Annotated in this window: 11 protein-coding genes and 1 pseudogene; 5 read left to right on the top strand and 7 right to left on the bottom strand. The window is 65.0% G+C overall.

The annotated features are described in order from the left end of the window. The 4 genes from AB0F17_RS56545 to AB0F17_RS56530 form a co-directional block, all read right to left on the bottom strand. Window positions 1-229, bottom strand: a 229-nt coding sequence (locus AB0F17_RS56545) for a hypothetical protein (RefSeq protein WP_358042534.1), incomplete at its 3' end; no start/stop codon positions are given. Between the two features lie 244 nt (window positions 230-473). Beyond that, the gene (locus AB0F17_RS56540; protein WP_358042532.1) at window positions 474-1,085 is read right to left on the bottom strand and encodes a hypothetical protein; all 612 of its coding nucleotides are present in this window, start codon (window positions 1,083-1,085) and stop codon (window positions 474-476) included. Window positions 1,086-1,104: 19 nt separating this feature from the next. Next, window positions 1,105-2,427, bottom strand: coding sequence for a histidine--tRNA ligase (gene hisS / locus AB0F17_RS56535; RefSeq protein ID WP_358042529.1), 1,323 nt, complete (start codon window positions 2,425-2,427; stop codon window positions 1,105-1,107). A gap of 1,607 nt (window positions 2,428-4,034) precedes the next feature. Next, complete coding sequence (locus tag AB0F17_RS56530) at window positions 4,035-4,499, bottom strand: ATP-binding protein (protein ID WP_358042526.1); 465 nt, start codon at window positions 4,497-4,499, stop codon at window positions 4,035-4,037. A 471-nt stretch (window positions 4,500-4,970) separates the two neighbouring features. Between AB0F17_RS56530 and AB0F17_RS56525 the strand changes: the two genes are divergently transcribed. Both AB0F17_RS56525 and AB0F17_RS56520 read left to right on the top strand, forming a co-directional pair. Further along, a complete protein-coding gene (locus AB0F17_RS56525) occupies window positions 4,971-5,816 on the top strand; it encodes a helix-turn-helix transcriptional regulator (RefSeq protein WP_358042523.1) in 846 nt (281 codons plus the stop codon). Then, window positions 5,809-6,012: a DUF397 domain-containing protein gene (locus AB0F17_RS56520; RefSeq protein ID WP_358042521.1), complete on the top strand. Its 204-nt coding sequence runs from the start codon at window positions 5,809-5,811 to the stop codon at window positions 6,010-6,012. Before AB0F17_RS56525 ends, AB0F17_RS56520 begins: the two co-directional genes overlap by 8 nt. A gap of 385 nt (window positions 6,013-6,397) precedes the next feature. On the opposite strand, the pseudogene AB0F17_RS56515 reads toward AB0F17_RS56520, so the two are convergent. Next, a pseudogene (locus AB0F17_RS56515) lies at window positions 6,398-6,520 on the bottom strand (ABC transporter ATP-binding protein); the annotation flags it as partial. Window positions 6,521-6,587: 67 nt separating this feature from the next. On the opposite strand from AB0F17_RS56515, the gene AB0F17_RS56510 reads away from it, so the two are divergent. Continuing rightward, on the top strand, window positions 6,588-7,286 hold the full coding sequence (locus AB0F17_RS56510; RefSeq protein ID WP_358042518.1) for a TetR/AcrR family transcriptional regulator: 699 nt from the start codon (window positions 6,588-6,590) through the stop codon (window positions 7,284-7,286). On the opposite strand, the gene AB0F17_RS56505 is transcribed toward AB0F17_RS56510, so the two are convergent. After that, a complete protein-coding gene (locus AB0F17_RS56505) occupies window positions 7,221-7,526 on the bottom strand; it encodes a DUF4190 domain-containing protein (RefSeq protein ID WP_358042516.1) in 306 nt (101 codons plus the stop codon). The two genes, AB0F17_RS56510 and AB0F17_RS56505, sit on opposite strands and share 66 nt — an antisense overlap. A 94-nt stretch (window positions 7,527-7,620) precedes the next feature. Here AB0F17_RS56505 and AB0F17_RS56500 point away from each other — a divergent pair, with 94 nt between their 5' ends. Together AB0F17_RS56500 and AB0F17_RS56495 are read left to right on the top strand one after the other, a co-directional pair. Continuing rightward, complete coding sequence (locus AB0F17_RS56500; RefSeq protein ID WP_358042513.1) at window positions 7,621-8,097, top strand: nitroreductase family deazaflavin-dependent oxidoreductase; 477 nt, start codon at window positions 7,621-7,623, stop codon at window positions 8,095-8,097. Between the two features lie 53 nt (window positions 8,098-8,150). Then, complete coding sequence (locus AB0F17_RS56495; RefSeq protein WP_358042510.1) at window positions 8,151-8,942, top strand: ion transporter; 792 nt, start codon at window positions 8,151-8,153, stop codon at window positions 8,940-8,942. Here AB0F17_RS56495 and AB0F17_RS56490 read toward each other — a convergent pair. Then, window positions 8,939-10,150, bottom strand: coding sequence for a low temperature requirement protein A (locus AB0F17_RS56490; protein ID WP_358042507.1), 1,212 nt, complete (start codon window positions 10,148-10,150; stop codon window positions 8,939-8,941). The two genes, AB0F17_RS56495 and AB0F17_RS56490, sit on opposite strands and share 4 nt — an antisense overlap. Between the last annotated feature and the right edge of the window lies 1 nt (window position 10,151).

Here is a 10,151-nt window from a genome sequence, read left to right as displayed (position 1 = left end):
CGTGGTGCAGCAGGTGCTCTTCCAGCTCGGCGAAGCGGGGCCGCAGGTCGCCGATCTCGACGCCCACGGCGTCGCCGTGCAGGCCCGCGTCCTCTCTGGAGGCCGGTCCCGGCCCGCGCCGCCCGGCGCGGCGTGCGCAACCCGCCGCCCACCGACCAGAGCAGCCGCCGTGATCACGAAACCCGCCGACCAGGTGCCGCGCCGCCGCCCGCCTGCCGCCGATGAACAACTCGGCCCCATGGCGCGTTCGTCCCGCACGGGACTTAAATGATCATGACCAGCACCGCGGTGGTCTATGATGATCATGAAAGGTCGTGGCGGCGCCGGCCGAACTCGCTCGCGCTCGCCCTACGGGTGGCCTACGGCCATTCCGCCGGCCCCGCCACTCCCGCCTGTACGAACGACCTATCGAGCAGCGACCCGCCCTCGGACCTGCATACCGAGGACGGGTCGCTTACGTGCGAGGTTCCGCGCTAGCCGTCAAGGAACAGAAGCGCGGCGATCGTCTTGTTACAGACGTTGCAGTGCATCGGTGCCTCTTCAGAGGCTAGGTCGCACTCCATCATGGTCACGCGATCCACAAGACCGCTGTTGAGTTCGTCCCGCCACGCACTGTGCCAGCGGTGCGTGTTCTCGGTGAGACCGTCCACGTACTGAGCGGTCATCTCGTAGAAGGCGCGGACCCCATGATCCTTCATGTAGGTCCAGTTGAACTGGAGAGACTTGACCGCGATCGGGAACGGGTGTTCCGCCGGTCCCCGCGCCCAGCGTTCGGACACGTCCTCGATGTCCAGACGCCCGGCCCGTGCGTTGAGTTCGAGCCACATACCGTTGGCCTCGTACTCGCCGAGCACGTCATCGAGCAGACGGCGCGTCTTGGCCAGGTTGGCCAGCTTGACCGAGAACAGCGCCTCCACCGCCGCCAGAGTTCCCTCGTCCTGATCCTTGCGAGCGTCCTCGATCGCCTTCTTGAGCTGGACGGAGTAGGCAGCCTCCCAGCACATGCACTCGCCGAACGTAGCCCAGGGGTCGGGCCAGCCCTTCTCCTGGATTGCCGCGAAGATCCGGTCGCCTTGCGCACCCATGTGTACCCTCCTGGTCGTGTTACCGCGACGCGGCGCACCCTCCCTTTAGATGCTCCGCGAGCTCGTGAACGGGAACGCGCGTCTGTTCACCAGACTCCATATCCCGTACCGTGACCGTTCTTTCACCCCGTTCCTGCTGGCCATAGATAAGCGCAAAGCGCGCCCCTCTATCGGCTGCCCACTTCAATTGCTTCGCCAGTTTCCGGCTTGATCCGAGATAGATCTCGCTCCGCAGCCCCGATTTGCGAAGCTCGCTAGTGAATTCCATCAGCTCTGCGGCTGAGTCCTCGTCGATGACAGTGACGGCAATGTCTGTTTGCCTGACCTCATCGTTTTGGGAATCGAGTAGGCCGATAATCCGCTCCACCCCGATAGAGCCACCGCACGCGGGCACGTCCGGTCCACCGAGGTTGGCGATGAGGTGGTCATACCGGCCGCCACTGGCGATCGAGCCCGCCATTCCCGCCGCGACCACTTCGAAGATCACACCCGTGTAGTAGTCCAGGCCACGGACCAGGCTTGGTGTGAACGCCAGGCGATGACCACCCACGCTTGCCTTGGCCAGGTCGATCAGGCGATCGATCTCCTCTAGCCCGGCCCGCCCTCCCGCGCTGTCCTTGAGCATGACCCGCACGCGGTCCACCGCATCCTCAGCCGTCAGGTCATCGACCAGCGTCCGCGCCGTGGCAGCCTCCAGCGAACGCGCTGACATCAGTTCGGCCGCCACCGCATCAGGAGCCAGTTTGTCGAGCTTGTCGAGCGTGATGAGCACACCGCCGCCCAGATCGGACGGGATGCCGTAGACCTCCAGCAAGCCCGACAGCGCACGCCTCGAATTCACCAAAACGCGGAAATCTGCGACCCCCACAGCGTCGAGCGCTTCAGCTACCGCGCAGACAACTTCAGCGTCGGCCATCGGCGACGTGGAGCCCACCACATCCACATCGCATTGCGCGAACTCCCGAAAGCGGCCCTTTCCCGGACGGTCGGCGCGCCATACCGGCCCCATGGCGTATCGCTTGTACGGGGTGGGAAGCTGCGAACCGTACGCAGCGACCACACGCGCTAGAGGGACGGTCATGTCATAGCGCAGCGCCAGGTCAGCCGCTCCGGTTGCTTCGTGTTCCCCTCTACGAAGAATCTTGAAGATGAGCTTGTCACCTTCATCGCCGTACTTGCCGGTTAGCGTCTCCAGTCGCTCAAAGGCAGGTGTCTGCAACGGCTCGAACCCGTAACGCTCGAATACATCGCGAACCACGGAAAACACGTGTTCGCGCATTCGAAGATCTCGCGACAGGAAATCGCGCGTACCCGAGGGTGGGTCGAACTGTTGCGATGCCATAATCGGCCTCCTTGTTTCGAAGCTAACCTGAACACGAAATGAAGTGAGCTATCCCGAACGGATACATTCAACTGTCGCAGGGTCCGCCTGTATAGCTAGAGCTGCACGTTTGTCGAACGCCTTCGGCGATACTACGGCACACCACACAGCTTTACACGCATCCATAACTACCAACGGCGGAACCTTCAAAAGACAGCACATCAACCATGCATGACCTCAGTCACTCCGACCAGGCCATACGTACATCCTTGCTGAGAGCGGAGAAGATACCACCGGTCCGGGGCAATCGCGATTCAATGACTAGCCCGCAGGTGAATAATCCGACCCCACAAGTGACGTTACTGTAGTTCCGCCTATGCCCCTATATGACTCTCCTTTGGCTCGTTTGTGCTGTTTTAAAGGCTAAAAGACCTATCTGTGAGTTCTGACCGAATTTTGCTTTGTCCTCTCTTCTCTCGCCGCAGTAATGATCCATATCGGACCCTTGCCGCAGGTGGGCGGCAACGCGGGCGCTCAACCCTGGATGGCGCCTGAGGAGCATCAACCGCGTTGCCGTCCACGAGGGTGTGGCGAGTTCCGTGGCGACGAGGGCCCCGACCGCGCTCACTCGGCGGGCCGCGCTCATCGCCTCACCACACCCCGTCTCATAAGCCCTGTTCGGCGGTATCGTCCAACCGCGCAAGATCGACACAATCGGCGCACCTTCTCGGAGCAGACGGCGAGAACGGTATGAACCAACCGGTGAACGTCAACGGACGAACCGGCTTCCCACACAGACCTCTCACCTCATCCGGCCACACCGCGTGCCGCACGATGCGCGAACCAAACCCTGAGATGCCCGTAAGCAAGGCATCCCGCCGCACACAAGAGCCCGCCCGCCCCGCTGGCTCCCGATGCCCGACAAAGCTCAGGTCATCCAACGACACCGACCACCGCCGCACACCCCGAGGAAAGCCCCCTCCCCAGTCTTCGAGTTCGACCACGGCGACCCCGCCAACCCGCAGCAACAACACGATCTCTCCGCACCGGCCAATCAGCGCAGACCCGCACTCACGAGTCATCGCCGGACTGTGCTCCAACTGGTAGATCATGACCCGGCCGCCCCGGACCTCGAACCTCGTCAAAGCCAGCCTCCAGCCACCATCGGGCCGTCGGACAGCCCCGACCGATCGAGGGGACGCCGACCATGCGCCGCGCAGACCATCACGAGCCCGCCTCTCCAGCACGGACCGACGCTCCCAGCGAATCGGCCACCACATCACCGGCCGGGAACACCTCAGCCCACGCCCATACGTCATCTGGCATGACCGAAAAGCAGAGCGCTCCACATGGCATCTGCCACAGGGAAGGACCAACGATCACTCTCATGAATGACGCTCTTCCTGCCCTGGAGAGCTGTTCGACGAATGAAGCACAACCCGCCGAGCGCGATCAGTTCGTAAACGACCTCATGGCACTCGCAGGTCCACCGCAGGACCCGGCCGTCCCGCTCGCCCAGGCGTGGAGGGTTCCACGTCAAGTGGTCGCAGTGCGACTGCACGGCTGACACATGCGGCGCCGTGCAATGAGGGGGGAAACTCCAGTGACCGACCAACCAACTCACCCCTTCACCTCCCACTCTCCGCGCGCGACCCGGCCGCCACGCCTTCCCCGGCGCAGACAGACACGGCCTGACCCGTGAACGTCTCCGCCCAGACCGCACGCTGCCCCGCACCCAACAAGCGCACGCCCCACTTGAGCGAGATCTGCTCGACCAGCCACAGACCCCGCCCGTGACAGTCGTCATCGCCGGACTCACGCGCTCGGGGAACCGTGTCCGACCCGTCGTCGCTCACCTCAACGCGAACAATCTCGGCATTAACGGCGACGACCTCCACCGTCACCACCCCGCCCTGCAGCCCGGAAGCGGAGTGGATCAGCGCGTTGGTGATCAACTCGCTCACGATCAACCGCGCATCCTCCACGACCCGATGCCCTGCCGCTGCCAGCATCTCCCCGACGCAGTGACGCGCCACCGCCACCGACTGCGCCACCCCCGGCAGCACGACTTCACCAAGAAACCGCTCACTCACCGCGCCACCTCCCAGACCCGCGCAGCCGCATCCACGTCGTACGCAGCCACCCACCGACCCCGACCATGACCCCATGTGAAGACCCACTGCTCACCCCTCAAAGCCGCCCTCACGTACAGAGGACCCCGCACCCTGCGTATGGCGATGAACGGCTCAACCTTCGACGGGCACTCCACCGCGTGAGCCAGCCCGAATTGCGACAGATCCCACGACAGTCGCACTAAGTGAATGAACAGCTCCTCTTCGTGGTCGAATGTGCGCATGCCGGACCTTTCTTCAAGTGCCGGGTGATTGCTGGCGTGGATCGGACCAAAGTCATGCCGCGCGCCTCGGTGTGATCAAGGTCACTCCATTGCCGTGCTACGTCATCATGAACTCGCTCCGAGCCGTCTGTCAATGCACTGTGCATTCTCAAAGCAGTTGGGGTAAAAAGGCGAGCATGCAGCGCATTGCTCTGGAACACTGGTCTTCATGTCGCCCACCCACAGCCCAACCGTGAGACTCCGGCGTCTCGCACGCGAGCTGCGCAAGATGCGAGAACATCACGGCTTGACCCCCGAAATCGCTGCCGCTCAACTTGGATGGAGTCGAAGCAAGGTCAGCCGCATTGAGACTGGTCGCACCATGGCAAGCCGCGCCGATGTGGCCGCCATCTGCGACCTGTACGGGGCTGGATCTTCCATCCGTGCCGGGCTCATACAGCTTGCAAAAGAAGTGCGCCAGCGTGGTTGGTGGACCGCCTACTCTGACGTCTTCACCGGCTCCTACATCGGCCTGGAAGATGAGGCGGCCTTCATTCACCAATGGGAGGTCCAGCTCATTCCCGGACTCCTGCAAACCGAGGACTACGCCCGAACCGTGATCACTGCCCTTCGGCCAGCGGACGAGGTGCAACGTCGGGTCATGGCACGCATGGCGCGGCGCACTCTGCTCAGCCGTCCCGACCCGCCGGAGTTCAGCGCGGTCTTGGACGAGGCTGCTATCCGGCGCACGATTGGCGGTCGCCAGGTGATGCATGAGCAGTTGCAGGCGCTTCTGATCTCGGCGCGGCGGACGAACGTAACGATCCGCGTCCTTCCGTACCATGCCGGCGAACACCCTGGGCTGGAAGGCGCGTTCACGCTACTTGGCTTCTCCGAACCCCTCGATCCCGATGTTGCCTATGTGGAGGGTACGGCGGGAGACGTCTACGTCGAGAGCACCGAACAAGTAGAGCGCTGTAAGCTGGTGTTTGACCGTATATGCAACGCCGCACTGCCCCCGGATGAGTCCCTGCGACTGATCTCTGAACTGAAGGACGATCTATCTCATGATTGATCTCTCGGGCGCCGATTGGCGCAAGAGCACCCGCAGCGGCGGCGGCAACAACTGTGTTGAGGTAGCACGCAACCTTCCCGGAATCGTTGCCGTCCGAGACAGCAAGAACCCCGACGCGCCAGCCCTGGTGTTCACTCCCAGCGAGTGGGCCGCGTTCATCGAGGGCACCAAGGACGGAGAATTCGACCTGGCATGAGTCCAGCATGAGCCAGCTGCGTCGAACGCACGAGTGCCCGGTCACCTGCACATGGTGACCGGGCTTTCCTGTATCCCACGGCGTTGACGCGGCCTCTGAGGGGGCCGGGGGTTACCGAATCGTTTCGGAGCCAAACACATGGGGACCCCTCCCAAGATCACAAAAGGGGGGCCTGGGAGGAAGATCCGGGGCAGGGGCGATGCCCCTCCCCATTGCCTGGACCAGCGTAATGCCCCCCTTTTGTGATCTTGGCCCCATGTGTTCAGCGCCACCGCAACGATTCGTTAACCCCCTACACCGTGCGGCTTGCAGTCCTGCCGCCGAACGCGAACCCCAGGTCAGACAGGGTGCTCACATATCGAAAGTGTCACAATCACGTATTCGGCTTGCCGGCGCCGTTCGGGCCGAGGAACCCGACGATCTCGCCTGGTCCCACCGATATGTCCACGCCTTTGACGGCCTCTACGCCGCCGTCGAAGGTCTTGCTCAGACCCGTGGTGTTGATCATTTTCATCGCCTCCAAAAATAGAGTAGTCACAATTTTGGTGTGACTGCAATATTGGTAGCATAGAGGCATGGAAGAGGGGCTGCGCGAGCGGAAGAAGCGTGAGACCAGGCAGCGCATCGCCGACATGGCGATGGGGCTGTTCATGATCCACGGATTCGACAACGTCACCGTCGCGCAGGTGGCGCGGGCCGCTGACGTGTCGGTCAACACGGTGTTCAACTACTTCGGCACCAAGGAGGACCTGTTCGCCGACCGGCAGAACGAGGTGGTGGACCTGTCGAGCAAGGTGGTGCGCGAGCGGCGGCCCGGCGAGAGCATCGTGGCCGCCTTTCGGCGCGACTTCATCGACGCGCTCGACACCGGCGACTGGCGCTACGGGATGGGCGAGGGCGCCGAGGTGTTCGGCCGGTTGGTCGGGGAGAGCCCGGCGCTGATCGCCAGGATGCGCGAGGTGGAGCACCTCTCCGCCGCCAACCTGGCGGCCATCGTCGCCGAGGAGACCGGCGCCGGGCCCGACGACCTCACCCCGCAGCTCGTGGCGGACCAGATCCTGAGCACGACGCGACTGCTGGCACGGCACGCGATACGGCGCAAGATGGCGGGCGAGCAGTGGCCGGAGATCTGGGCGGACGCGCGCACGCAGGCGACGAGGGCGTTCGACCTGTTGGAGTCGGGGATCGGCGGCTACGGCCGCCGATCGCTAGTTGCTGAGGCTGCTCAGGAAGGCGGCGCCACCGAAGAGCAGGATGATGCCGATCGACCCTAGGAACAGGCACGTGCTGATGATGCCGCAGACGCGCCCGCCCTGCACCATGCCACGGTTCTCGTAGACATAGCCGCTGTTGTCGATCTCCCGCAGCGCCTTGTTGCCCATCGACCAGGCGAACGGGCCGAGGATCGAGCAGACGACCAGGCTGAGGATGCCCAGCACCAGGATCGTGGTGCCGTTGGGGTGCGTCTGAGGTGGCGGCCCGTAATAGGAGGGACCGTAGTTGGGATAGGACATCTGCGCGCTCGCCCCCGCTTATCGTTTCAGCGGCTTTTTATACCACAGGCCGACCTCGCACCGCAGTTGACCAAACGCTTGCTACACTCGCCGCATGCTCCGGGTTCTGAGGCTCTTCCTACAACGGCTGGCGGCGGCCGAGTGGTTCATGAGAGCCGGCCCCAAGTTCATGCCGCAGCTCGATCGGACCGTGCACCGGCTCACCCGGGGACGACTGCTCAGCAACAACCCGGTCATCCCCACGCTGATCCTGGTCACCACGGGCGCCAAGTCCGGCCTGCCGCGCAGCTCGCCGCTCGCCTGCCTGCCCGAGCCCGACGGCACCCTCCTGGTGGTGGGCAGCAACTTCGGCCAGACACACCACCCGGCGTGGAGCGGCAACCTGCTCAAGACGCCCACGGCCACGGTGAGCTTCAGGGGCCACGAGTTCCCCGTCACCGCCTCACTGCTGACCGGCGCCGAGCGTGAGGCCGCGTGGCCGTCCCTGATCGAGCGGTGGCCGCTCTTCGACCGCTACACGGAGAAGTCCGGACGGGAGCTGCGGGTCTTCCGCCTGACGCCAACGCGCTGATCTCCTGCGTCATCATGGTGGGGCAACTTTTCCATCTTGAGGAGCCCCTTCCCGTGCGTGAACGCACCCGAGCCTTCATTGAGCACCCGCGTTTCCAGCGGTTCATCGTCGGCATTATCGTGCTCAACGCGGCCACACTCGGCCTCGAAACCGTGCCCGCCGTGGTCGAGGACTACGGTCACCTGCTGACCGTGGTCGATCATGTGGCGCTCTACGTCTTCGTGGCCGAACTGCTCGCGAAGATCTACGTCGAGCGGTCGCGCTTCCCGCGCGATCCGTGGAACATCTTCGACACCGTGATCGTGGCGGTCGCCTTAGCCCCCTTCGCGGGCGGCCTGTCGGTCCTGCGCTCGCTGCGCATCCTGCGGGCGCTGCGCCTGCTGTCGGTGGTGCCCAGCCTGCGCCGGGTCGTCTCGGCCCTGCTGCGCGCGATGCCCGGCATGAGCTCGATCGTGCTGCTGCTCTCCCTGGTCCTGTACGTGGCCGCCGTCATGGCCACCAAGTTGTACGGGGACACGGCGCCGACCCGCTTCGGCAGCCTGCCCACCTCGCTGTTCACCCTCTACCAGACGATGACGGGCGACGACTGGGGCAACATCGCGAGAGAGGTGATGCGCAACCACCCCAGCGCCTGGATCTTCTTCACGATCTTCATCCTGGTCTGCACGTTCGTCGTGCTCAACCTGTTCATGGCCGTCGTGGTGAGCGCGATGGAGGAGGAGTCGGCCGCCGAGCGCGCGGAGCTGGTGGACGACAACACGGTCTCGAGCCAGCTGATCCTGTCCGAGCTGACGGCGCTCCGCAAAGAGATCGCCGAGCTGCGCGAGCAGCGGGTGCTCGACTAGGCGGGCTGCCCGGCGGCCGCCTTGGGCTTGTAGGCCACCCGCCAGAGGGTGACGGTCAGCAGCAGCGCCACCACACTCCACGCCGGCACCAGCCCCGCGAGTCCGGCGATCGCCGTCGGCAGCACGATCGAGGGCACGGCCCAGCCCCAGATCCACCGGCGCCCGGCGCCGTTGGCCAGGCCGAGCACGGTGGAGGCGGCGAAGTAGACGGCCAGGCCGCCGCACAGCACCCACTGGACGCCGCCGTGCAGGTGCTCGGCGGGCTTGGCGGCCACCGCGCCGAGCCCCGCGGCGGTCGCGGTGATGCCCGCCGTCATGGCGTAGTGCGCGGGCAGCGCGACGTACGGCTTGAGCCCCCGCTCGTGGATCTCGGGCACGGCGCTCAGGCCGTACTGGAGGGTGAGCCACCACAGCGACACGATCAGCCCGAACCCGGCCACGGCGGCCAGGCCGAGCGGCCAGTCCCAGTCGAGCCCGGAGGAGGCGATCACGACCTGCATGACCGCCTCGCCCAGCACGATGATGACGAACAGCCCGAGCCGCTCACCCAGGTGCCCGGGATCGAGCACGGCGGCCTTCGGGTCCTCCAGGTAGCGCGCCTCCAGGGGCCTCCCGGCCCTGCCGGCCCGGCGCAGCTCGCGCGCCCTGTGCCGCTCCGCCTGTGCCTTGAGCTCGCTGACCAGGCGCTCCGGCCGCCGGCTCTGCGCGATGGAGAAGGCGAGGTCGAGCGTGATGCCGATACCCCACAGGTAGTAGCGCCACTCGTCGTGCATCCAGAGCGAGGCGATCCACGGCGTGAGGCCCGCGCCGAGCTGGGCCGCGGGCCAGGAGGTCATCACCGTGCCGGCCGCCCGGATCGACCGGGAGACGCTGATCCGGCAGGTGACGTAGGCGGCGATGAACCACTGGTCGTGGTTGCCGACCCCGGGGATCGCGTGCGCGACGTCGGGGGCCGCCGCTGCCATGACCGCGATGCCGAACATCCCGATCAGCATGCTGCGCAGGTGCGTCTTCTCGGCGCGGACGTTCGAGTAGAGCGTCAGGGACGTCCAGATGCTCCACACCGCGTAGTACAGGATGGCGAACAACGCCACGTCGCCCCAGGTCGGATGCTGGAGGCGGTGCGCCAGCTGCGCGACCGCCACCACCACGACGAGGTCGAAGAACAATTCCAGCCAGCTGGCGTGCCGCTCACCCGCATCACTCACG

The organism is Nonomuraea sp. NPDC026600 (assembly GCF_040638335.1).
Taxonomy (GTDB): domain Bacteria; phylum Actinomycetota; class Actinomycetes; order Streptosporangiales; family Streptosporangiaceae; genus Nonomuraea.
This window is presented reverse-complemented; position numbering and strand designations above follow the sequence as displayed.

Coding starts and splice junctions, on each gene's coding strand:
- AB0F17_RS56505 (WP_358042516.1), bottom strand. CDS start 7,526: ATGTCCTATCCCAACTACGGTCCCTCCTATTACGGGCCGCCACCTCAG.
- AB0F17_RS56520 (WP_358042521.1), top strand. CDS start 5,809: ATGATTGATCTCTCGGGCGCCGATTGGCGCAAGAGCACCCGCAGCGGC.
- AB0F17_RS56525 (WP_358042523.1), top strand. CDS start 4,971: ATGTCGCCCACCCACAGCCCAACCGTGAGACTCCGGCGTCTCGCACGC.
- AB0F17_RS56540 (WP_358042532.1), bottom strand. CDS start 1,085: ATGGGTGCGCAAGGCGACCGGATCTTCGCGGCAATCCAGGAGAAGGGC.
- AB0F17_RS56500 (WP_358042513.1), top strand. CDS start 7,621: ATGCTCCGGGTTCTGAGGCTCTTCCTACAACGGCTGGCGGCGGCCGAG.
- AB0F17_RS56510 (WP_358042518.1), top strand. CDS start 6,588: ATGGAAGAGGGGCTGCGCGAGCGGAAGAAGCGTGAGACCAGGCAGCGC.
- hisS (WP_358042529.1), bottom strand. CDS start 2,427: ATGGCATCGCAACAGTTCGACCCACCCTCGGGTACGCGCGATTTCCTG.